The organism is Desulfoluna sp. CLI2B (assembly GCF_056847375.1).
Genome location: NZ_CP186557.1, coordinates 1261233 through 1284415 on the forward strand (window position 1 = coordinate 1261233; position 23183 = coordinate 1284415).

Sequence of the window (23183 nt, forward strand, 5' to 3'; positions counted from 1 at the left end):
TCCGGCGGCCCTGCCGGGGGCCAAACGTTTGAAACGTTTGATAAACAGACTTTATTTTTTGAGGGTACGCCCCTGCAGGGTATAGCCCCTCTTATTTTTTAATTTATCAAGGCGCTTATCTTCGGCCCCTGCGGGGCTGGAGATAAGCATCTTGATTACCGGAACGTTTTTGTGGAGCTTTTTTCAAAAAGCGACCCGCCGGAGGCAACTGAATTTTCAAATGCGTTGGCCCTGCCTCGAAAGCTGATAGCCATTACGCTTCGGCTCAGGCTCCGCCTTGAAGGGGTTAGGCAGAAGCATATATATGGATAACATCTGCAGCACGAAGCGATTTCAAACGTGGAGGCAGAGCCTCCGTGTATCATTCCCAGGCGGAGCCTGGGAACGAAAGACATCCTGACAAAGCAAGGATGACCACTGCCGTCGGCATACTCACGGGCGAAGCCCGTCAGGGAATGTGATGAGCCTGAGGAACGAAGGCGAAAGAGCATTCCCGAACCTGGGGTCCAGGGGTGGCGAAGCCACTTAGGCTAAAAATCCCCTGGCCGCAGGAGGCACGCTTTTCCTGCTGCTCACCCCCGAACCTGGTGTCTTGGGTCAAAGGCGTCGCGCACGCCCTCCCCGATAAACACGAGCAGGCTCAGCATGAGGGCCAGGACCACAAAGGCGGAGAGGCCGATCCATGGTGCGTGCTGATTGGCCTTGCCCTGGGCCAGAAGCTCACCCAGGGCCGGGGAGCCCGGGGGCAGGCCAAAGCCCAGGAAGTCCAGGGAGGTGAGGGTGGTGATGGAGCCGCTCAGGATAAAGGGCAGAAAGCTGAATACCGAGATGAGGGAGTTGGGCAGGACGTGCCTCCACATGATCTTGCGGTCCCCGATGCCCAGGGCCCGTGCGGCCCTTACGTACTCCAAGTTCCTGCAGCGGAGGAACTCAGCCCGGACCACATCCACCAGGCCCATCCAGCTGAAGAGGAGCATGATGCCCAGGATGATCCAGAATCCCGGCTCGATGAAGCTGGAGATGATGATGAGGATATAGAGCAGGGGCACCCCCGACCAGATCTCCATGAGCCTTTGTCCCAGCATGTCGATTTTTCCCCCGAAGTAGCCCTGGACAGCCCCCACGGAGATGCCGATGGCCGAGCTGAAGAGGGTGAGGAGCAGCCCGAAGGTCACCGAGGTGCGAAATCCGTAAAGCAGCCGCACAAAGATGTCCCGGCCGTGGTCGTCGGTGCCCAGCAGGTTTTGGCCGTTGGGCGGGGCCGGGAAGACGGGGCGGGCAAAATTCACCGTGTTGTAATGGAGGCGGATGGGGGGCCAGAGCATCCAGCCGTTGTCGTTGATGAGGGCCTGCACCTGGGGATCCGTGAAATCCGCCGTGGTTTCAAACACGCCCCCGAAGGCCGTCTCCGGAATGTCCTGAACCACGGGCAGGTACCAGTGCTTCTGGAATCGCACCAGAAGGGGCGCGTCGTTGGCAATGATTTCAGCCACAAGGCTCAGGGCAAAGAGCACGGAAAAGAGCACAAGGGAGTAAAAGGCCCGGCGGTTGGACCGAAAGGCCCGCACGCGCCGCTTGCCGATGGGGGACAGGTTGATCCATGCCATGGTCATGCCTCGCTTTCGTCAAAGGAGATGCGCGGGTCCACCCACACATAGGTGATGTCGCTGATGATCTTCAGGGCCAGGCCCATGAGAAGGCCGATGTAGAGGTTGGCGAACATCACCGGGTAGTCCCGCTGCATGGTGGACTCAAACCCTAAGAGCCCCATGCCGTCTAAGGAGAAGATCACCTCGATCATCATGGACCCGGTGAAAAAGATGCTTACAAAGGTGGCCGGAAGGCCCGAGATAACGATGATCATGGCGTTACGGAACACATGGCCCAACAGGATCCTTTTTTCCGTCACCCCCTTGGCCCGGGCCGTCACCACGTAGAGCTTGTTGATCTCCTCTAAAAAGGAGTTTTTGGTGAGAAGGGCGAGGCCTGCGATGCCCCCGATGCTCATGGCCAGGATGGGCAGGCAGAGGTGGTGGAGGTAGTCGATGATCTTTCCCCAGAAGGAGAGGGCCTCAAAACCGGGGGAGACCAGTCCGCGCATGGGAAACCACTGGAGATAGCTGCCCCCGGCAAATACGGTGATGAGAAGGACGGCAAAGAGAAACACCGGGATGGAGTTCATCAGGATCACCACGGTGCTGGACCAGACGTCGAACCGGCTGCCGTGGTGGACGGCCTTACGGATGCCTAAAGGAATGGAGATCCCGTAGATCAACAGGGTGCTCCAGAGCCCCAGGGAGATGGAGACGGGCATTTTTTCAAGGATGATGTCCACCACCTTGCGGTCCCTGAAAAAGCTATCCCCAAAGTCAAAGCAGAGGTAGCGTTTCAGCATGTCCAGGTAGCGTTCATGGATGGGTTTGTCGAATCCGAACTGCTTTTCGATCTCCCGGATCATTTCAGGGGAGATGCCTTGGGCCCCTTTGTATCGGTTGACCCGGTCAAGGGAGGTGTCCGGTGTGCTGACAAGGTCGCCCTCCTGGCCGGAGATGCGTTCCACCACGGACCGGCGGTCTCCCTGCATCTTGGAGATCACCTGCTCCACCGGCCCTCCCGGTGCCAACTGGATCACAAAAAAGTTAACGGTGAGGATCCCCAGCAGCGTGGGGATCATGTAGAAAATTCGTTTGAGAATATAGCTGCCCATCACTTCTCCTTCGGGCTTGCCGGGGTGGCGCCATTGTTCGGTCGTACCCACCAGGTGACGGCCTGGGGTTTCTTGCCGGTGATTACATGGGGCATGTCGAATTGGTTCCTGTAGGCCAGCCGATAGTGGCTTATGGCCCCGAAGGGGATTATGTAGGTGCCCCGGAGCAGCACCCGGTCCAGAGCGTGCATGGCGAAAACGAGCGAGGTGCGGTCCGGTGCGGAGAGGATTTTTTCCACCAGGAAATCCACGGCCCGGCTCTTGACCCCGGCAAGGTTCCTGGCCCCTTTTCGGTCGGCATTCTCCGAGTGCCAGTACAGTTTCATCTCAACCCCCGGGGTCGGCATGCAGCCGAAGCCTGCGTTGATCATGTCGTAATCGTAGCTTCGCATGCGCAGGATGTACTGGGAGATGTCGCTGCGGTGAATGACCATCTCGATGCCCAGGCGAGCCAGGTTCCTTTGAAACGGCAGCAGGAGTCGGTCCGTGGCCGTCGAATCCGAGAGGAACTGGAATCGAAAGGGGCTTCCCTTCTTTACGGGGCCCTTCTCCTTGACGTAGACGAGCCTGTTGTCTTTTACCTGCCAGCCCTCTTCCTTGAGGATCCGGGCTGCCCGGATGAGGCGCTCCCGGATGTGCCCGGATCCGTTGGATTCCGGGATGCGGTAGGGGGCGGTGAAGATCTCTTCGGGCAACTCGTCTCTGAACGGGGCCAGAAGCGCTCTCTCCTCAGGGCCCGGAAGGGGAGGGGCGGCAAAATCTGAATTAAAGAAGTAGCTGGTAAAACGCTGGGGCTCACCATAGTAGAGCCGCTTTTTCGCCCAATCGTAATCAAAGGCGAGGAGGAGGGCGTAGCGGACCCGTGGATTTTTGAACACCGGCCTGCGGGTGTTGAACACGAGGCCTTCCATGCCCTGGGGAAGCCGGTGGGGAAGGATGACACGCTTGATCTCGCCCCGGTCAAAGGCCGGTCCCTTGTACATGGTGGCCCAGGTCTTGGCCGAGGTTTCCAAACGGTAGTCGTAGAGCCCGGCCCGAAAGGCTTCCATGGCCACGGTGCCGTCTCGAAAGTAATCGACGGTGATGGTATCAACGTTATATATGCCGCGACACACGGGAAGGTCCCGGGCCCAGTAGTCTTTGACGCGTTCGTAGGTGATGCTTCGTCCCTGCCTGAAAGACGCGATGCGGTAAGGCCCGCTTCCCAAGGGGAGGTCCAGGGTGGTGGCGGAAAAATCACGGCCGTGCCAGGCATGCTCCGGCAAGACGGCGATCTGGGCCAGGATGGCGGGAAGTTCCCGGCTCGCCCTGTCTTTGACTGTGAACTTCACCCTGTATGGGTCAAGGGCCTCCACCCCTTTGATCTCTTCGTAGTACTTTTTCAGGGTGTTGCCGAAGTTGTTGATCAGGGCGTTGTACGAGAAGACCACATCGTCTGCCGTCACCGGGGTGCCGTCATGGAATCGGGCCTCTTTTCTCAGATGGAAAGTGATCCAGGAACGGTCTTCCGGCATCTCCACGCCCTCTGCCAGCAGCCCGTAGTACACCCCGTCCTCGTCTTCGGACTCTATCATGAGGCTGTCGTAGACCAGGTCAACCCCCGCAGCGCACTCCCCTTTAAGGATAAAAGGATTGAAGCTGTTGAAGCTTCCGATGGCATAATCCCGCAGGGTTCCGCCTTTGGGGGCGTCGGGGTTCACGTAATCAAAATGGGTAAACCCCGCCTTGTACTTTGGTGCCCCCCCGGAACTTAAGGCGTGGGAAAAGACGGTGCCCGGGCTCTCCGCACGGGCCGTGGAGACGGTCAGCACAAAAAGAACGAGCACAATCCGGGGAATACGAAACGTCATGATGAACATACCTTGTCTGGCTTCCGGCTTACCGGAAGGATTGTGTGGTAAAAGCGTGCCTTCTATGGTTAACGTGAGTGGAAAAAGCAGGCCTCCGGCGGCGAGGTGAGCCACCTCGAAAGCTTATTGCGTTTACGCATTTCCCTTCGTTCCTCAGGAAAATGCGCAAACGCCTTCGGCTCGGGCTTCGCCCGATACATAAGCTGGTGGTTTGTACGAGCTGTCCCACAAGCCTTGAAAGACCGGGACTCATTCACGTAACCCGTTGACTATCAGCTTTAACCGGACTGCCTCCGGTTGCCAGGGAACAAATCCCCTGGACCCCAGGTTCGGGAATGCTTTTTCGCATTTGCCTTCGCTTGTCGCGCCGTAGCCCATTGCCGTTGTCGAATGGTGACGCACAGATATGGGCGTAGGCGGATTCCTCGGGTCAAACCACATCCGCCGTTCAAACAAACGTCAGCCTTGATCATCTTTTGGGTTATCGGGCTATCTGCATCACCCTCCGAATACCCTTGTCGCCTGGAGCGCCGCACTCCGGTGCGGCACGGGTAACGACGGACTAAAAAGCCTCACCGGAGTGCGGCGCTCCGTTTCAGTCGATTTATTTCGTCTTTTCAAACTTCACTCAAGAAGAACTGTTGAAGCCTGTTTGCTATACTTTTTAATCGTTTAGCCCCCGGAAGGGCCGCCGGGGGCTGCTTTTTCCTTTTAAAACATCATGCTCATCCCTGCCTTGATGCTCCGTGCGCCGCCTGGGCCGCTGTTTTTGAAGTGGTAGGCGTCGTAGGACTCGTCAAAGAGGTTGTCCACGTTGAGGTAGAGGGCCAGGTCCCGGTTTTGGAACCACGTGGGCCTGAAGGTGGAGGAGAGGCTGTGGACCTCGTAGGACTCGTATTCGTCGTCGCCGTTTTCAAAGCTCTCCACAAAGCGGGCGCGCCAGCCCAGTTTGAGGTTCAGGGCCTTGAAAAGGTAGTCGGCCCGCACCAGGGTGGTGGCGGGTGTTTCTCCGGCGTTTTCTTTGGTTTTTTCGTCCCGGCCTTTGATTTTTGAGTGCCCCAGAAGAAGGGACAGGTTCTTTATCTTGTAGGCAAATTCCAGCTCGTAGCCTTCCCGCTTGACGGATTCCACGTTTACCATGGTGGAGACGAATTCGAAGTCCGGAGGTGCAGGCATCTGGAGGGTTTTGGCGTCGATGAGATCTTCGATTTTTTCCTGGAAGTAGATCCCCTTGATGCGCAGGGCGTCGTCATCGGCGAGGAGTCCATCAAAGGCAAAACGCGCGCCCCATTCCCAGGTGTCTGCCTGTTCCGGCTTCAGGTCCGGGTTGGCCAGGACCTTGACGCGGATCATGGGGTTGAAGGGGTGGGGGCTATCGAGTTCCGTGAACATTTCGCTCACCAGCGGGGCCCGGAAGGACTCGGCGTAGGTGGTGTGGAACCCGGCCCAGGGCACGGGTTTCCAGTCCACGGTCATTTTGGGGGAGACACGGTCTTCGGTACCGTCTGGGGATTCGGAGTTTTCTCCGGTACGGGAGTACCAGGTGTAGCGAAGGGCCGGGATCAGGGTGAACCCGCCGGGCACGGCGATTTCGTCCTGGATGAAGGCCCCGGCGTCTTCCCCGTGACCCGGAGGGTTGGTGTAGGCTATGGCGGGATCACCCGCCTTGGGCGTGTATTCGTCCCGGTAGGCGTCCGCTCCGAAGACTAGCCGATGGGAGACGCGGCTTCCGGTGTTGAATGCCATGATGTTCTGGGCATCGATGCCCATGGAGGTGAACTCCAGCTTGTCCGTGATGTTGTTCTCCACGGTTTCGTCGCGCTTGGACCAGAGGGCGGTGATCTTAGCGTCCACCAGGGGGCTGTCCGGTGTCAGGCGCCAGGTGCCGATCAGCTTGTCCTGCTCTGCCTGGTAACGGGAATCGTCCTTTTTATAGGTGATGTCCTGATCAAAGCGGGTGGCGTTGAGGGAGAAGGTGTGGGCATCTGTGGGCGTGTAGGTGGCCTTGACCATGGCGTTTTTGATTTTGCCGTCCCGTTTGACGGTCTCCTTGCCCTCTTCTTCGGTGCTGGTTTCCACATCGCCGGTAAGGCGTCGGTGGCCAGGATGTCGAGGTTTCCGTACCGCCCGTAGGCCGCGGCGGTTCCATGGGTTTCGTCTCCGGCGGTGCTGACACCGCCCTTGACCATGGCCCCCACGTTCCGGCCGGGCTTCAAGAGATCGGCGGCATCCTTGGTGGTAAGAGAGATCACCCCGCCGATGCCTCCGGCTCCATGCATCACCGATGCCGGTCCTCGGACCACCTCCACCTCTTTTAAAAGATCCGGGTCCACCAGGATGGTGGACTGGGCGTCCCCTGCTTTTTGCACGTAGTTTTCACGGGCCCCGTCCACCTTGATGATGGTCTGGCTTTCGGGCAGGCCCCTCAAGGCCGGTTGCTGGGCGTGGGCTGCATCTCCTGAGATGTCCACGCCGGGAATGCTCTCCAGGATGTCGGCCAGGTTGTCGGGCCGGTCCTGCTCAATGGTGTCCGCGTCCACCACAGAGGCCGAGGCGGGCACGTCAAAGGCGCTGGTTTTCGTGCGCGTGGCGGTGACCACCATGCTGTCCATGCGTGTGGCAACAGCCGGGGGATCCTGGGGTTTTGCCGGGATGTTCGGCTCTTCGGCCAGGGCCTGGGTGGCCATGAGGGCCATGCACACCATCATGGGTAGTTTAAAAATCTGCTTTTTCACGTTCATCTCCTGGTATTGCTTTGTGTCCCGTCGCTGCGGGTCAAATCGTTCCACGCTCTTTGTGGCCAAGGGCGTGGGCCCATGCGCCGAGGATCTGCGGGTAGTCCGCAGGTTCCCCGCCGCTACAGGCGGGCAGGGCATGGACGGCATGGTTTTTTACGGCGGGGACCTCCCGGAAGGCGGGGTCGGCATCTGCCGCGTCCCGGATGGCCATGAGCCCTGCCTGGGCGTTTCCGGTGATCACGATGACCTCCGGTGCGGTTTGGGTGAGCCGTTGCATCATCTCAGCCGGGGAGAGCTCATCCAGGGGGCCCAGGTCCTCCAGGGCGTTCTTTAGCCCCAGGGGTTCCATGACCTTTTGATTGAGAAAGCTGTCGCACGCCTGTGGGATCAGGAAGTTCTCATGGGTCATGGGGTGCATGAAGCCCACGAAGGCGGCAACGCGTTTTTTGTCCCCCAAAGGCAGGAGTGCTGTGACCTCCTCAAGCTGGGCGTCATAGTGCCTGATCAAGCGCTCCGCCAGCTTGTCCCGGCCAAGGACCTTGCCTGTGTCGCGGATGCCGTGGTGAATTCCTTGTGAAAAGTCGACCACCGATACCTCGTAGCCGTCGGAGGTGAGCTCGTTTTCCATCTCTGAGGGGTTGAGCCCGCACCAGTAGTCGCTGGCGGCGGTGTCCTTTTCCAAAAGGATTTTTTGTATTCCGCCCCGCTTGGCGGCTGTGTGAAGGATGCGCCGCTTGGTGGTCATGATGCAGCGGGTGCACTCCAGGTGGTCGATGCCGGGGAAAAAGTCTTCGATGAGGGGGATCTGGCTGGTGACCATGGCCCGGGGCAGGACTCCCAGGGCCCTTGCGGTGTGGGCCAGCTTGTCTCCGATCATGATGAGGTTCCGCATTTCGGTTGGTTCGGACATGGTGCTCTCCTTCGGTTGCAGGGCGTTGCATGCGCCGGCCTTGATCTATGGGACGGCTCGTGGCGCTGGCAAAGGCCCATGGGGTTCAATTGCGTACCGGGAGATAGAGCATATTGCGGGCCAACCTGAGTGCAAATGCCATAAGGTCTGTAAATTATTTTCATTAACTGTAAATTTTTAGGCTTGCCTGATTTTTTGCCAATGGGAAGCCATCTTCCCGACTTTGCACGCCACCGCAGCAGAAAGCCTTGGAAGGCGGGCTCCTTGACGGGGGCGGGAAGAAAACCCCCGGTTTGGGGGATTTCTTCCCGTTACTCTCCGGGGGAGATGTTGTACGCCTTGATCTTGGTGTAGAGGGAGCGCCGGTCGATGGCCAGCTCGGCAGCGGCGCGGGTGCGGTTGTGGTTGTTCTCCTTTAACGCCCTTTCGATCATCTGCTTTTCCAGGGCGGCAAGGCGGGTTTTGAGGGGACCCCTCTCCAGGCCCGGACAGCTTGCCGGGGCCCGGCAGGCGGTGGGCAGGTCCAGGCGTCCCAGGGTGGCATAGCGCCTGAGGACGTTATCCAGCTCCCGGATGTTTCCCGGCCAGTCGTAGGCCATGATGGCGGACATTTCAGACGGCCCGGGCTTTGTCTCCCCGGGCCAGGCCTTGATGAAGCGGTCCACCAGGGGACATCGGCCTGCCGCAGGCGGCACCTTGATGGGGACCACATGGATCCTGTAGAAGAAATCCTCCCGCATTGTTCCTCGGCGCACCAGTTCGGAAAGATCCCGGTTCGTGGCAGAGACGATGCGGATATCTGGGACCTTCACCTGCCGCCCCCCCACCGGGGTGTATCCGCCGCCCTCGATGGCCCGAAGGAGTTTGGTCTGCATGGAAAGCCCGATCTCACCGATTTCATCCAGAAAGAGGGTGCCGCCGTCGGCCTTGTCCAGGAGGCCTTCCCGGTCGGAGTGGGCCCCGGAAAAAGCCCCCTTGCAGTGGCCGAAGAACTCGGACTCCATAAGGTTTTCCGGAATGGCGCCGCAGTTGACCGGCACAAAGTTTTTTTCCTTTCTGGGGCCGATGTCATGGATGGTGCGGGAGACCAGCTCTTTGCCGGTGCCGGACTCTCCGTTGACGATGACCGGGGCCGTGGTTTCGGCTGCTTTTTCGATCATGGTGTAGAGCTCCTGCATGGCAGGGGATGCGCCGGTCATGGCATGGAAGCCGTCTTGAGTGCCACCTGGCAGTTCAGCGAATCTTCGCAGCTCCTCTTCCATCTCCTTGTGTTCTGTAAAATCGGTGATGAACCCTTCGGCTGCGATGAGGACCCCCTTGTCATCGTAGATGCCTTCCCCTCGGTCCCAGACCCACTTGTCCCGTTCTGTCAGCGAATTGACGCGGTAAATGAGCTGGTAGGGTTTGTGCCTATGCATGGCCTGCTCCGATGCCCGGATAACCTCGTCGACACATGCCTCATGGACCAGGTTGGCCAGCTTGGCCCGCCGGGTCAGGATCATTCGGTAGGGGGTCTCCCCAAAGAGTTTGCGGGCCCCTTCGCTGACATAGTCGATGCTCCAGTAGCCGTCGTTGATCCTCCGGTAGACCATGCCGGGGAGGTTTCTCATGAGGGTGTCGTGGGATATCATTGGGCTGAACATCCTTCTGTTTTTTTTGTTGGTATAAATAAATTTTGTCTTTCCTAAAAAATACGGTATTAGTCGGTCGAACCCCATTTGTCAAGGCGCCTGAACCCCTTGGGGCAACGGGATAACCAGGCCTCCGCCACGTCGGTTGTGGCGGGGAAAGGCCCGCAACGCCTCGGGGCGGGGTGGAAAAACAGAGTAGCCCCACCATCCGCAACTGAATGTCTATGGCCTTGTTATTTTGATGGATCCGTTGGCGGATGATGTGTTGGTGATTCCCGGTTGATGGGTTGTTGCCTAATTTTGGTATTGACAAAGAATTTTACCTTCCATATTTATCTCGGCCAGGCAGATTTGTTTGGCGAGCCAAGAAAAATTTATACAGCAAAGAAAATGTGGAAGGGAGAGGTATCATGACAAAATCATGCACATGTGGGGCAACATGTTCACGGCGCGATTTTTTGAAACGAACGGCAGCTGGGGCAGGAGCCCTTTGCGCGGCATCGGTGTTGGTTCCGGGCAACCTGTTTGCCGGGCCCGGACAGGATCTCACCGTGGCAGTGACCGGGCGGTGTATTTTCAACAGCGTGGTTGTCACCCATGAGACCCAGGAAGGGCTTCCCAATCCCTTTCGCAGCGAGACGCCTTTTGCATTTTCCATGAACGAGGACTGTGCCGGGCTGGAGGCGGGGGTAGCCGCCGTTCGCTCGGGCGCCGCCGACATCGGAACGCTTTTAAGACCCCTCACCGACGAGGAGAAAGCCGCAGGCCTGGTGGAGACCCCCCTTGATCCCATGGCCTATGCCGTGGCCGTGAGCAAGGCAAACCCTGTGGATACCCTGACAAACCGACAGGTCCTTGACATCTTTGCCGGGAACATCACCAACTGGAAAGAGGTGGGCGGCAAGGACATGGAGATCCTTTTGTATAAGCAGCGGTGCGGGGCAAGTTACGACACCCTGCTGGACAAGGCCCTTGCGGAAAGCGGCATCACAAAAAACACGGCGCGCCTGGAAGAGTCGGTGATGTACGTGGAGGTGACGGACAACCAGCTCGATGAGATTGCGGCCAACGAGATGGCCGTCGCCATGGTGCCGAGGATGTTCTTTGACGCCAACTCAAAGCACCTGGCCGTGGACGGTGTGGCCCCGTGTCGGGCGTCCGAGAAGAACGGTCAGTACCCCTTCCTTGCTCGGCGCAGCCTGGTCAGCCGAAAAAATGCGTCGGATGCAACGACCCGTTTCCTGGCCTTTGCCACGGGTGCCCACGGCAGGCAGCTCATGGAAAAGGGCTTTGCCATGGACTGGCTCAAGGCCGGGTTTTAACCCCTGTTTGTTAAACCCGTCGTAACTATTCAGCCTCAAAAAACAGCCTCCGGCGGCAAGGTGTGCCACCTTGAAAGCAGATAGCAGATGTCATTTGCCCCTCGTTCCTCGGGTCAAATCACATCTGCATGTAAAGCGGCATTCATGTACCTTTTTTTATGACCTGTTTGTTAAACGTTTTAAACGTTTAGCCCCGGCAGGGCCGCCGGAGGCAGCTTTGAGCTGAGTCGTTACCATTTCAGGCCTTGTGCCGTGGGGCAAAGGGCCATGTGTTTTGAAAGAGAGTATGATCATGAACATCGGAAGCAAGCTCAGCCTTTTTTTCAGCGCCATCCTGATTCTGGCTGTGGCATCCATCATCATTCCCATTCACATCAACTCCGGGCGCATTCTGATGAATGCCCAGGAAAAAGAGCTCACCGCAAGGGTGTCGGCCATGGAGGGGAAGGTGTCGGCGATCTACACCTCCATGGAGGCAGACCTTGGCCGCATGGCTGGGGACCGCGAGATTGTCCGTCTGATGAAGGCGGCCAGGTTCACGAAAAAATACGACAATCTCAAAACCAGGGTCGGCTTCATGAAGCGGGTGCTCTCCTACGACGGGGTGACGGTGTTTGACCGGAAAGGTAGCTGCGTGGTGGGGGAGGCCGAAGGCTTGAAGGCCCCGGCGCAGAAGATGGCCAAAGGCACTGTTGCTGGCGGTATGGGGGTGAGGGGCGGGGTCCCGGAGATGGTCTTTTTAAGCCCAGTCTACAACAAGGCAAGTTTTCTCGGGACCATGGTGGTCAGGCGAAGCCTGGACGATGCCTTTGTGACCGCCCTTCTCCGGGGCGGACCAGGACGCTGTGCCCTCTATGAAGACCTGGGCGGAACGTATCGCCTTCGCGCTTCCTCGGATGCCAAGGGGTTTTCAACCCTGCCCGAAGGCGTTTTGGGTGGCTCCATTTCCCATGCCGACAGAAACGTCCTTCTGGGCGGGACTTCCGGGATCCTTCGTGCGGTGCCCGTGGGCTTCGGTCCAAGCCGTGGCAGGTTCTTTTGGGCCCTGTTTGAAGAGACCCGGCAGGTGAAAGCCGTTCTCCGCCAGATTGAGATCACCTCCGTGGGCGTGGGCGTCGCAGTGCTGGTCCTGGGTTGCTTTGCAACCTTTTTCTATTCACGCCGTCTCTCCGGCGCCCTGAAGGACCTTTGCGATTTTTCCGCCAGGATCGCCTCCGGGGACCTTGCCGGTCGCATGGAGACACGCAGGCGCGATGAGATAGGCGACCTGGTCCGGGCCCAGAACGGCATGGCCGAGCATTTAAACGGCCTCATTGAGAAGTGTGCCGAGGCCTCCGAGGCCCTGGTCGCCTCGTCCGGGGAGCTTGCCGCCACCTCCGAAGACATGGCTTCCCACTCGGCAGCCGTCAGCGACAAGGTGGCGGCCACGGCGTCGGCCTCGGAGAGCCTGGAGCGCACCATGGCCGCCATCGGCAATGCCATCGGTGAGTCCGCCGTGGGTGCCGGGGAGATTTCCGGCGCTTCCACCGGGGTAAAGGAGTCCATCAAGGCCTTGGCCTCCCGTGCGGAAAACGCCCGGGGCATCACCGAGGACACGGTATCGGCCCTGGGCGAAGCCCGTTCAGCCTTCCGCGCCTTTGATGCCGCCACAGGCGAAATCGGGGGCATTGCCGAGGGCATCCACGACATCGCCTCCCAGACCAACCTCCTGGCCTTGAACGCCACCATTGAAGCGGCCCGGGCCGGAAGCGCCGGGGCAGGGTTTGCCGTGGTGGCCTCCGAGGTCAAGGAGCTCGCCGCCCAGGTTTCCAAGGCTTCCGAGCTGATTCAACAGAAAACAGAGGCCGTGGGCCGATCGGCGGCAGAGGTCCTGGCAACGGTGGATGGCCTTGCCGACGGCCTGGACCGGGTGGACGGTATCGTTCGGGCCACCGCAGGGAGCCTGGAAGAGCAGCGGGTGCTCACCGATGCCATTGTGGCCCATGTGGGGTCGGTTTCTGCCGGGATTTCGGAGATCGACCGGAACATTGCCGGGGCATCCGCCACCTTTGCGGGCATCTCGCGGGACATCGCCGAGTCGAGCCGAACCTCCGGGGAGATATCGGGCAGCAGCAGCCTGGTGAACCGCAGCGCAGGGACCCTGACAGCCCTTTCCCAGGAACTGACGGATGTGGTGGGCCGGTTCAGGCTGGCGTAACAGCCAAAGGCTTGGAGAAACGAGTCAGCGCCAAAAAAGCCTCCGGCGGCAAGGTGTGCCATCTTGAAAGCAGGTAGCGGATGCGTTTTGCCCCTCGTTCCCCGGGTCAAATCACATCCGCCTTTAAAACGGCATTCAATCGCTTTTTTTGAACCTGTTGCAACGATTCAGCTCAAAATACCTCCGGCAGCCCTGCCGGGGGCCAAACGTATAGAGTGTGGTCATGAAACTGGCACTGAAATACAAGTTTATTCTTTATGTGTACGCCACCCTGCCCCTGGCGGCGGTGTGGCTGGCGGCCCGGACCAGCAGCATCCACGTTCTGCCCGCCTTTCAGCACGCCCTTACAGTGGGCTTGCTTACCGCCTTTGGCCTGCCCCTTGTGGCACCCTGGCTCCCGGGGTTCCATTGGCTGGTCAAGCGCCAGGTGACGCGTATCAGCCGGTTCTGCCAGCGGGTGAAAACGGGGGATTACACGGGCTTCCGGCTTCCCCCGGAGGCTGAAGACGAAAACGAGATCGTGGCCCTCATGCGGGACCTGAACTGGATGGTGCGGATCATCGAGGTGAGGGAGGCCGAGCTGGAGCGCCGGGTGGAAAAGCGCACCGAAGAACTTAACCAGGCCCGCCTGGCCGCCGAGGCCTCGGGACAGGCCAAGGGGGCGTTTCTGGCCAACATAAGCCACGAGATCCGTACGCCCATTAACGCCATCATGGGCATGGCGGACGTGCTCCTGACGCAACCCGACTCCCCGAGGGCGAAGGAAAACCTCCGGATTATCGCTTCGGCCTCCAGGACGCTTTTGACCATGGTCAACGAGATCCTCGATTATTCCAAGATGGATGCCGGTAAGCTGGAACTGGAAGCTGTTCCTTTCCGCCTTCGAGATCTCATGGAAGGGGTGACGGACACCTTGAGCCAGCAGGCCCAGGAGAAATCTTTGGAGCTGGTCTGCGACATCGACGCCACCGTGCCCCAGACCCTGGTGGGGGACCCCGTGCGCCTGGGCCAGATTATCACCAACCTGACGGCAAACGCTATCCGGTTCACCGAGGCCGGGGAGGTTGTGGTCACCGCAAGGTTTCAGCGGGAGACCCTGGAAACCGGAACCCTCTCCCTTGGGGTGCGCGATACCGGGGAGGGCATCCCTGATGAGGTGCTTCCCACCCTCTTTGACGCCTTTACCCAGGCCGACGGCTCCACCACCCGCCACCACGGCGGCACGGGCCTGGGCCTTGCCATCTGCCGAAAACTCTCGGCGTTGATGGATGGGGCGCTCACGGTTGCGTCCACCCAGGGCCGCGGCAGTGAATTTACCTTAACCTGTCCCCTTAAGGCTCCGTACGAAACCTCCGAGGGCTTTCTCTACGGGGCCGGAACCAAGCCCCGGTGTCTTCTGCTGGAGGACAACGACTCCGCGCGGCGTGTCCTTTCCGGGTATCTGGATGACTTTGAATTTCCCTACGATTTGGCAGGGTCCGTCCCCGAGGCCGTGGCGTTCCTCACCCAGGCCCGAGGAGCCTATGGGTTGCTTCTCGCGGACGTGACCCTGCCTCCCGGCCAGGGGGAACGGCTCATCAGCCACTTGCAGGCCATGGACGAGGGGCATCGCCCGGAGGTGGTCCTGTTGTCTCCCCTGAACAACCGGGACGTGTCCTGGCACCGGGGGCTGGACATTGCCGGGCACGTGGCAAAACCGGTGAAGCAGTCGGCCCTGTACAATGCCATTGTGTCGTCTCTGGTCCCAGCTCCTGCACCGGCGGTTCCTTCCGATATCTCTGGAGGGAGCTCACACGGTCATCGCGTGCTGGTGGTGGAGGACAACCCCTTTAACCGAAACGTGGCAGAAGAGATCCTGGGCGCGGCACATTTCAAGGTGCAATGCGCCGCCGACGGCCATAAGGCCCTGGACCTTCTGGGGCGCGTCCCCTTTGACCTGGTGTTGGCGGACATGCAGATGCCCGGCATGGACGGGTGCGAGCTCACCGAGGCCATCCGTACTTCAGAGGGCCTCGAAGACCTTCCCGTGGTGATGCTCACCGCAGACGCGGACCCCGACACCCGAAGGGCGGCCATGGCCTCCGGTGCCTCGGGATTTCTCACCAAGCCCGTGACTCCCGGAGAGCTGCTCCGGGTTCTGGACGGACAGTTGCCCACGGATACCTCCCAGGCACCGGCTGCCGCCGGTGTCCCTGACATTGAAGGCCTGGTGACGGCCCTCAGGGGAGACCGGAGCCGCGCGGGGGAGCTGGTCACTGGATTTGTGGAAGCCTTTAAGGAGACCCCTGCCTCCATTGCTGAAGCCTTGGCCGCAGGCTCTTGGGAAGAGGCCCGGTCACGGCTCCATGCCCTCAAAGGCGCTGCCGCCAACCTGTATTGCCATGAACTGGCCGAAGCGGCCTCTGCCATGGAAGCCGCCGTCAAAGAAGGGCAGCCCGGTGTGGCCCTGTCTGACGTGGACTCCCTGGACAGGTGCATCGCCGCTCTGGAGCAGGAAGCGGAACGTCTTGTCCCTGCGGGCGTCAAATCGGAAAGCGCTCCTTCGTCAGGCAGCCCCTTTGGAGAGGGCCTCCGGGAGCTTGAAGCGCTCATTGCCACCCGCAATATCATGGCCCGGGTCAAGGCCGAGGCTCTTTTGGAGCCCTTAAGCCATGCAGGGTTCCGGCCCCAGGCGGAACAGCTGGTGGCCTGCCTTCGAAAATACAACTTCAAAGATGCCCGGGGCCTGCTGACCCAGATGGTCGCTGCAGGGCCCGCCACGTGTTCCGAGGCCTCCACAGGAGAGTGACATGGAGAAACCGACCCTTCTTATCATCGACGACATTCCGTCCAACATCGACGTCCTCGGGACGATTCTCATGGAGGAGTACACCCTCCAGGCGGCCACCTCCGGGGAAGAGGGGCTCGGCATTGCCCGCGCAGGGCATGGGCCCGACCTGATCCTCCTGGATGTGATGATGCCCGGCATGGACGGCTACGAAGTGCTCTTGCGGCTCAAGGCCGATGAGGCGACCCGCCACATTCCCGTTATCATGGTGACGGCCTGCAGCGATCCTTCGGATGAGACCAAAGGGTTTCGCCTTGGCTGCGCCGATTACCTGCACAAGCCGGTGACCCCGTTGATCGTTCAGTCCAGGGTGCGCACCCAGGTGGAGGTGAAAAGGGGCCGCGATGCCCTGGCCGCGAGTCTTGAAAGCAGCCGGGCAAACTCCCTTCGCCACGGGCGTTTTTTAACCGGCCTGTTCGACCATTCCCCCCAGGGCATTCTTTTGCTGGATGAGAACCATGGCATTGTCCGGGCCAATCAGGCCTTCTGCGACCTCTTCGGGTACGGAGCCCACGACCTTGAAGGGCAGGTTGAGCCCATGAACACGGTGCCGGTGACGGAAGCCGAAGCCTACCAAACGCTTCTGGAAACCATCACGACCCGGGGCCGGTTCAGCGGCGAGGGGGTAAGGATGCGGGTGGACGGCACACCCCTTTCCGTCTCCATCGTAGGCTGCCGGGTGGATGTGGAGAACCAGTCCGGGGGGATTTTTCTGATCTATGAGGATATTACCGACCGCAAGCTTGCGGAAAAGCGGTTGACCCACCAGGCCTACCACGATGCCCTCACAGGCATCGACAACCGGCTCGCCTTTGTGGAAGGCCTCAAAGAGCTCCTGACTCCCCATGGTGATGGGGAGAGTTGCTCCGTGATGCTCCTGGACCTGGATCGGTTCAAGTCGGTGAACGACTCCCTGGGCCACCCCGTGGGGGACGCCCTGCTTCAGGTTGTCTCACGGCGCTTCACCCAGTGCCTGCGGGACAGGGATACCGTGGCGCGCATCGGCGGTGACGAGTTTGCCGTGCTGCTTCGGGAGACCCGGGACGCCTCCGAGGTGGAGGGCATTGCCCGTCGCCTTCTGGATGCGGCAGCCTCACCCTTTGAGATCGACGGCCAGGTGCTCCATATCGGTGCGAGCATCGGCGTGGTGTTCGATCTCTCCGGGTACACGGATCCGGACACGGTGATCCGGAATGCCGACCTTGCCATGTATGAAGCCAAGGGCTCGGGCCGTGGGCGCTTTACCTTTTTTGACAGCAGCCTTCATGAAAAGGCGGTGCATCGCCTGGAGATGGAGCAGGAGTTAAGGGATGCCTTTGATCGGGATGAGTTCGAGTTCTACTTTCAGCCCATCCTGACCCTGCCGCAGGGCCCCACGGATCGTTTTGAGGCCCTGATCCGCTGGAACCATCCCACAAAAGGGGTGCTGGCTCCAGGAGCGTTTCTTTCCGTGCTGGAAGAGACCGGTCTCTCCACCGCCCTGAGGTGCTGGGGGGTGGAGGCCGCGGCCCGGACCCTTTCCGCCTGGAACCGGGAGTTCCCTGAGCGCATCCTCAACATCAACCTGACGGCAAGCCAGCTCGGCGACCCGGAACTCTGCCCGTTTATTACGGGGGTGTTTGCCCGTTACGGGGTGTCGCCCTCACATCTTGTGGTGGAAATTACGGAAACCGACTTCATGGAAAGCCGCCCCATGGCCGAGGCCAACCTCAACCGGCTCCGGGAGGCAGGTGTCCGCATCGCCATCGATGACTTCGGAACGGGCTATTCGTCCCTTGCCTACCTGCACCGCTACCAAATCGACACCCTGAAGATCGATCGATCCTTTATCTCTCGTATTGACCAGGACGGGCTGTCCATTATCTCGGCCATTGCTTCCATTTCCCAGAAGCTGGGGGTCTCGGTGGTGGCCGAGGGCATTGAAGAGCCTGCACAGCTTGACGCCGTGACTCGGGCAGGATGCACCCACGCCCAGGGATATTTTATCGCCAGGCCCGCGCCCCTGGACAGTGTAACGCCAAGGGGCACACATCCTGCCGGGTTGCCACGCGCGGTTTCCACCTGAGAAACCATGGGATCAAAACGTTGAAAAATTGAGTGGTTCATGAGATAAGGATCGTTCATTTTTCAACAATCAGGCTTGGCAAGGAGAGCATGCCGTCAGACAGTCAGGTCCGGTATGCTGTGAATCATTTGACTCAAATGTGACGTTGTATCCATGTGTTCGCGTCGGTGTGGGGCTGTCGGGCTCTTCCATAACGTGCGCGTTCTGGTACGTCAATCAGCGGAAGGACCCCCCATTCATGCTTCGATGTTTCAAGATCAAGACCCAGATGATTATTGTTCTCATCATGGTATCTGTCTCTTTTCTCTCGTTGTCTGCAACCGCAGTCCACTATATCGGCGTCACCCGGGATGTGGGTATTGAAGGAGCCAAAGAGGTTCTGTACAAGGCCCAGCAGGATAAGCTCAAGGCTTCGGTGCACAGCGTGTCTGTGGCCCTCTCCAGGGCCCTTGAAGGCATTGAGGGCGAAGAGGAGAAAGTCGATGCCATGCGTCGGATGATCTATCCCGTACGCTTTGAAGAGGACAAGTCCGGGTACTACTTTATCTACAAGGGAACCCGCAATGCCGTGCACCCCATCAAGCATCAGCTCGAAGGCAAGGACCTGGGACACCTGGTGGACAAAAACGGTGTGCGTTCCGTGGGCGAGCTCTACAACAACGCCAGGCGGGGCGGCGGGTTTGTGGAGTTCATGTGGAACAAGCCCGGGGAAGGGGATACCCTCAAGCTGGGATACTCCGAGATGATTGCAGGCACGGACTACTGGATCGGTACCGGGGTCTATCTGGACAACATCGAGGCCTATGAGACCAAGTTTTCCGACATGCTCAGCCGCACTGTCATTCAAAAAGCCGTCATCTCCCTGGTGGCCATTGCCGCGACCTTTTTTCTCCTGACCATGGCCTTCAGCCTGTTTGTGGTCAACAACATCGCCAGCCCGTTGAAGGAGATGGCAAAGAAGGTGAACATCCTGGCCACCGGCAACCTGGCCGTGGTCTTTCGTGCAGAAGGGGGCGATGAGATCTCCCGCCTGGGGGGCGTTCTCAACGCCATGGTCGGGGCCTTTTCCGCCATGATCACGGAGATGAAGCAGAGCACCGATACCCTTCTTGCCTCTTCCACGGAACTCTCAGATGTTTCCGAGCAGATGTCCGCAGGGGCGGGGCAAACCTTTGAAACATCCAATACCGTAGCCGCCTCGGCCCAGACGATGAGCGCAAACATGGTCTCCGTGGCTGCGGCCATGGAGCAGGCCGCCACCAACGCGAACCAGGTGGGCAGTGCCACCGAGGAGATGACCTCCACCATCCGTGAGATCGCGGATCACACGGAGTCAGCCCGCGGCATCTCCGGCGAAGCCGTTGAGAAATCAAGGCGCGCAGCCACCCGCATGGTGGAGCTGGGGAGTGCGGCAGAGGCCATCGGAAAGGTGACCGAGACCATCACCGACATCTCCGAGCAGACCAACCTGTTGGCCCTCAACGCCACCATCGAGGCGGCCCGTGCCGGTGAAGCGGGCAAAGGGTTTGCCGTGGTGGCAAGCGAAATCAAAGCCCTGGCCCACCAGACCGCCGAAGCCACCCTGGACATCCGCTCCCGCATCGAAGAGATGCAGGGCACGGCCTCCGCCTCCAGCACCGAGATTGAGGAGATCTCCTCGGTCATCGACGGGGTGAACGAGATCGTCGCCACCATCGCCGCCGCCGTGGAGCAGCAGTCTGCCTCCACCGCTGAAATCGCCGCCAATGTCCATCAGACCAATGAAGGCATCCGGGAAAGCAGCAGAACGTCAGCCGAAGCTCGGCCGTGGCCGAAGAGATCGCCCGGGATATCGCTGCGGTCAACACCGAGGCCGGGGAGATGTCCCACGGCAGCGATCGGATCCGACAAAGCGCCGACGGCCTGAACACCATGGCCGCCCAGCTCAGGGACACCGCAGCACAGTTTTCCGTCTGATACCCGATTTTGCCAATGTGCCGGGTCCCAAGGGCCGGGCACATTGGCCGTCAGCGTCTTTGGCCCATGGCAGCCAAATATGGAGCGCCGCACTTCGGTGCGGCTTTCCCGGGCCGACCGACGTGATTCCACTTTCCCTCACGTATTACCACATCACCTGCAAGCCCATTCCCATCACCTTCCACGAGACACCTTTTCTTATTCTTCCTTGAAGATCGTCAGTAAATTTCGTATCACAGAAAAAGACATTTCCCGACAGCAGACCGGCGGGCACCTTTTCTTGTTTGTCCAACGTTTCAAAGGGGTGATTCTCCGGCAAGGCCGCCGTCCTTTTCCATTATCCACCTGCACCAGGAGCCTATCCCATGCGCGTCACCCACCTCTACGACACCCAGTCCCCCGTCCTGTCCATGGAGTTCTTTCCGCCCCGAACCGAAAAAGCCGAAGAAGGCTTCGGCGCCGTGGTGGACGATCTCTTCTCCATGGCCCCTGATTACATGTCCGTTACCTTCGGAGCGGGCGGCTCCAACCGGGACGGATCGTACCAGACCGTCCGAACCATGCTGGACAAATCCATCCCCACCGTGGCCTACCTCGCCGGGTACGGCATGGCACCGTCGGAGATTACCGAGGTGCTGGATCGCTACCGGGATATGGGCATCGAAACCATCTTTGTTATCCGGGGCGACAAGCCCCAACAGGAGGGGTTTACCCCGCATCCGGACAGTTTTCCTTATGCCTCGGACCTCATCGCCTTTATCAAAAAGCGCTACGACTTTACCCTGGGCTGCGCCGGGTACCCCGAAGGCCACCAGGAGGCCGAAAGCCTTGAAAAGGACATCGAACATCTCAAGGCCAAGGTGGACAACGGCGCCGAGTACGTGGTGGCACAGAACTTTTACGAGAACTCTTTTTTTCTCCATTACGTGGAGCGGTGCCGCACCGCAGGAATCAACGTTCCCATTATCCCCGGGATCATGCCCGTCTACAGCGTCAAGATGGCCCGAATCCTCGCCAAGGTCTGTGGTACCACCATCACCCCCGATCTCGAAGCCCGCCTCACAAGCGTGGACCCCGACGACAAAGAGGCCGTCCTTGCCATGGGCATCGACTTTGCCACCGACCAGTGCCGGGGCCTCCTTAAAGCCGGTGTGCCGGGCATCCATCTCTACACCATGGACCGCACCTTTTCGACCATGGAGGTGGTCAAGCGGCTGCGGGATGAAACGTTGCTGTAAGGCTGACGGCAGGCACAGTCGCTTTTCCAATGAGGAGCGCCGCACTCCTGTGCGGCCTTTTCTTGCTGGTGGGTGGTGTCGCAGTTCACTTACAGGCTTACCCATCTCGTGTGAAAAAAGATGGGGCACGCTTCTCGCCTTGCCACTTAAAACTGTCTTTCTGGCTTCGGATGGTCATTCGGTTTTGATGGGCCGGCTCCGTTGCAAGTAGCTTTTCAGTTCCTGAAGGATAAAGTTGCAGGAGATGAGAAGGAGAAACACTCCGAAGAGCTGTTTGAGGATAAACGCCGGCAGGTGGCTTGAGATGATGGCACCTGCCACCGCACCGGCCAGGGCCGGAACCATCAGGCTTTTTAAAGGGGATTTGTCGTAGAGGTTCAGTTTGTTGTGGATGAGGGTGGCAGACGTAGAGAGAAAAAACATGGTGGTTAACGAGAGGGGGATGGCCTGGTGCATGTCGAGCTGTAATACGATCACGAAAAAGGGCACAATGAGCAAGCCGCATCCGATCCCCAACAGTACTGCGATCATGCCGATGAGGATCCCCACGGGGATGACGAGAAGGGATTCGTGTGACAGCAAAAGGGCATGCAGGCCGGTGTAGACCAGGAAGGGAAAATCGCAGATCTTCAGCATCCGCAGGCTGACCACGAGCAGGAAGAGGGCAAAGGCAAGTTTCAGCCACCCCGTGTGATGCTTTTGCACCATGCGTCCACCCAGCACCGTTCCACAGACGCATGCCGGGATAAAGAGAAGGTAAAGCCGAAGGGCGGGTGGCCCGGGAAGCAGGATCAGGTGGTTTACGGCCCCAACAAAGCTGATGGGGATGATGGTCGCCAGGGAGATGCCCGCCGCCTTTTTGAAGTCAAACCCGAAAAATGACGTCAGTATGGAGACCAGAAGCGTCCCTCCACCGATGCCGATCCCCGCGCTGAACAGGGCCACAAGAAATCCAAGGGTGGCCAACCGGAAGTCAAACCCGGGGATAAATGAGTTTTTCGACATCATGGGTCTCCTTGCTTTGGTGTGGTGGGGGGCTGTATGTATTGCGTTGTGGCTTCTTCTGTTTATCAATATCTTTTTATATGAGTAAAAGATATATGTAAATGCTCTGGGTTTTACTTGTGGAAGGGTTTGCTGTCTTGTCCTCCGATGTTTTACGCACCGCCACCCCCTTTGTTGTGGTAGACTGCCTTCGGTTATTATTATGCCGAAGGTGGCGATGTCTGATCCATAAGGCGATCTTCGGTGTTGAGCAGATTTGTGAACCCACTCATTGGAGGCCCATTGTGACAGATACCAAGAACATTGCCCTGCTCATTGACGCGGACAATTCACCGGCCAAGTCCATCCAGAAGATTTTTTCGGAACTTGCGCGGCATGGGAAGGTGAACATCCGGCGGGCCTACGGCAATTGGACCACGGGCTGCCAGTGGTAAAGCGCGTCCAGCACCATCCAGCCTTTCCAGCAGTACGACCTCACCAAGGGAAAAAATGCCACGGATATCGCCATTGCCATCGATGCCATGGACATTCTCTACACCAAGCAGGTGGACACCTTCTGCATTGTGACCTCTGATTGCGACTTTACGCCCCTTGCCACGCGGATCATCTCCGAAGGAAAATCGGTGATCGGGTTCGGGGAGCGGAAAACACCACCCGTGTTTATCAATGCGTGTTCCACCTTTCTCTATGTGGATGATGAGGTGGCGGTGAAAACAACCCGGGTCGATGCCAAAGAG

14 protein-coding genes and 2 pseudogenes are annotated in these 23183 nt (G+C 59.2%); 7 read left to right on the forward strand and 9 right to left on the reverse strand.

Features of this window, described 5'->3' with window-relative positions; all coding sequences use genetic code 11:
• Positions 1-572 precede the first annotated feature (572 nt).
• From ACOYW2_RS06220 to ACOYW2_RS06250, 7 genes and pseudogenes are all read right to left on the reverse strand, one after another.
• Positions 573-1613 carry an ABC transporter permease gene (locus ACOYW2_RS06220; protein WP_482769789.1) on the reverse strand — a complete coding sequence of 347 codons (1041 nt, stop codon included), beginning with the start codon at positions 1611-1613 and terminating at the stop codon, positions 573-575.
• Positions 1610-2707: a microcin C ABC transporter permease YejB gene (locus ACOYW2_RS06225; RefSeq protein ID WP_482769790.1), complete on the reverse strand. Its 1098-nt coding sequence runs from the start codon at positions 2705-2707 to the stop codon at positions 1610-1612. The genes ACOYW2_RS06220 and ACOYW2_RS06225 overlap by 4 nt, the downstream gene beginning before the upstream one ends.
• Positions 2707-4557: an extracellular solute-binding protein gene (locus ACOYW2_RS06230; protein ID WP_482769791.1), complete on the reverse strand. Its 1851-nt coding sequence runs from the start codon at positions 4555-4557 to the stop codon at positions 2707-2709. Before ACOYW2_RS06230 ends, ACOYW2_RS06225 begins: the two co-directional genes overlap by 1 nt.
• A gap of 711 nt (positions 4558-5268) precedes the next feature.
• Complete coding sequence (locus ACOYW2_RS06235; RefSeq protein WP_482769792.1) at positions 5269-6636, reverse strand: TonB-dependent receptor domain-containing protein; 1368 nt, start codon at positions 6634-6636, stop codon at positions 5269-5271.
• Positions 6637-6818: 182 nt separating this feature from the next.
• Positions 6819-7442: pseudogene (locus ACOYW2_RS06240) on the reverse strand (TonB-dependent receptor plug domain-containing protein); the annotation flags it as partial.
• A complete protein-coding gene (locus tag ACOYW2_RS06245; protein ID WP_482769793.1) occupies positions 7333-8205 on the reverse strand; it encodes an ABC transporter substrate-binding protein in 873 nt (290 codons plus the stop codon). The pseudogene ACOYW2_RS06240 and the gene ACOYW2_RS06245, both read right to left, overlap by 110 nt.
• A 311-nt stretch (positions 8206-8516) precedes the next feature.
• Positions 8517-9836: a sigma-54 interaction domain-containing protein gene (locus ACOYW2_RS06250; protein ID WP_482769794.1), complete on the reverse strand. Its 1320-nt coding sequence runs from the start codon at positions 9834-9836 to the stop codon at positions 8517-8519.
• Positions 9837-10246: 410 nt separating this feature from the next.
• Here ACOYW2_RS06250 and ACOYW2_RS06255 point away from each other — a divergent pair, with 410 nt between their 5' ends.
• The 5 genes from ACOYW2_RS06255 (at position 10247) to ACOYW2_RS06275 (ending at position 20153) form a co-directional block, all read left to right on the forward strand.
• Positions 10247-11158: a substrate-binding domain-containing protein gene (locus tag ACOYW2_RS06255; RefSeq protein ID WP_482769795.1), complete on the forward strand. Its 912-nt coding sequence runs from the start codon at positions 10247-10249 to the stop codon at positions 11156-11158.
• A 292-nt stretch (positions 11159-11450) separates the two neighbouring features.
• Positions 11451-13355 (forward strand): methyl-accepting chemotaxis protein, encoded by a 1905-nt coding sequence (locus ACOYW2_RS06260; protein ID WP_482769796.1) that lies wholly within the window; start codon positions 11451-11453, stop codon positions 13353-13355.
• A 223-nt stretch (positions 13356-13578) separates the two neighbouring features.
• Complete coding sequence (locus tag ACOYW2_RS06265) at positions 13579-16143, forward strand: response regulator (protein ID WP_482769797.1); 2565 nt, start codon at positions 13579-13581, stop codon at positions 16141-16143.
• A gap of 1 nt (position 16144) precedes the next feature.
• A complete protein-coding gene (locus ACOYW2_RS06270) occupies positions 16145-18247 on the forward strand; it encodes an EAL domain-containing response regulator (RefSeq protein ID WP_482769798.1) in 2103 nt (700 codons plus the stop codon).
• Between the two features lie 238 nt (positions 18248-18485).
• Positions 18486-20153 (forward strand): methyl-accepting chemotaxis protein, encoded by a 1668-nt coding sequence (locus ACOYW2_RS06275; protein WP_482769799.1) that lies wholly within the window; start codon positions 18486-18488, stop codon positions 20151-20153.
• Between the two features lie 195 nt (positions 20154-20348).
• On the opposite strand, the gene ACOYW2_RS06280 is transcribed toward ACOYW2_RS06275, so the two are convergent.
• Positions 20349-20522, reverse strand: coding sequence for a hypothetical protein (locus tag ACOYW2_RS06280; protein WP_482769800.1), 174 nt, complete (start codon positions 20520-20522; stop codon positions 20349-20351).
• Positions 20523-20568: 46 nt separating this feature from the next.
• Here ACOYW2_RS06280 and ACOYW2_RS06285 point away from each other — a divergent pair, with 46 nt between their 5' ends.
• Positions 20569-21441, forward strand: coding sequence for a methylenetetrahydrofolate reductase (locus ACOYW2_RS06285; RefSeq protein WP_482769801.1), 873 nt, complete (start codon positions 20569-20571; stop codon positions 21439-21441).
• Positions 21442-21615: 174 nt separating this feature from the next.
• Here the strand turns inward: ACOYW2_RS06285 and ACOYW2_RS06290 are convergent, their stop codons facing one another.
• A complete protein-coding gene (locus tag ACOYW2_RS06290) occupies positions 21616-22449 on the reverse strand; it encodes a sulfite exporter TauE/SafE family protein (protein ID WP_482769802.1) in 834 nt (277 codons plus the stop codon).
• A 281-nt stretch (positions 22450-22730) separates the two neighbouring features.
• On the opposite strand from ACOYW2_RS06290, the pseudogene ACOYW2_RS06295 reads away from it, so the two are divergent.
• Positions 22731-23126, forward strand: a pseudogene (locus ACOYW2_RS06295) (NYN domain-containing protein); the annotation flags it as partial.
• Positions 23127-23183: the final 57 nt, after the last annotated feature.

Coding starts and splice junctions, on each gene's coding strand:
- ACOYW2_RS06220 (WP_482769789.1), bottom strand. CDS start 1,613: ATGACCATGGCATGGATCAACCTGTCCCCCATCGGCAAGCGGCGCGTG.
- ACOYW2_RS06225 (WP_482769790.1), bottom strand. CDS start 2,707: ATGGGCAGCTATATTCTCAAACGAATTTTCTACATGATCCCCACGCTG.
- ACOYW2_RS06230 (WP_482769791.1), bottom strand. CDS start 4,557: ATGACGTTTCGTATTCCCCGGATTGTGCTCGTTCTTTTTGTGCTGACC.
- ACOYW2_RS06245 (WP_482769793.1), bottom strand. CDS start 8,205: ATGTCCGAACCAACCGAAATGCGGAACCTCATCATGATCGGAGACAAG.
- ACOYW2_RS06250 (WP_482769794.1), bottom strand. CDS start 9,836: ATGATATCCCACGACACCCTCATGAGAAACCTCCCCGGCATGGTCTAC.
- ACOYW2_RS06255 (WP_482769795.1), top strand. CDS start 10,247: ATGACAAAATCATGCACATGTGGGGCAACATGTTCACGGCGCGATTTT.
- ACOYW2_RS06260 (WP_482769796.1), top strand. CDS start 11,451: ATGAACATCGGAAGCAAGCTCAGCCTTTTTTTCAGCGCCATCCTGATT.
- ACOYW2_RS06265 (WP_482769797.1), top strand. CDS start 13,579: ATGAAACTGGCACTGAAATACAAGTTTATTCTTTATGTGTACGCCACC.
- ACOYW2_RS06270 (WP_482769798.1), top strand. CDS start 16,145: ATGGAGAAACCGACCCTTCTTATCATCGACGACATTCCGTCCAACATC.
- ACOYW2_RS06275 (WP_482769799.1), top strand. CDS start 18,486: ATGCTTCGATGTTTCAAGATCAAGACCCAGATGATTATTGTTCTCATC.
- ACOYW2_RS06285 (WP_482769801.1), top strand. CDS start 20,569: ATGCGCGTCACCCACCTCTACGACACCCAGTCCCCCGTCCTGTCCATG.
- ACOYW2_RS06290 (WP_482769802.1), bottom strand. CDS start 22,449: ATGATGTCGAAAAACTCATTTATCCCCGGGTTTGACTTCCGGTTGGCC.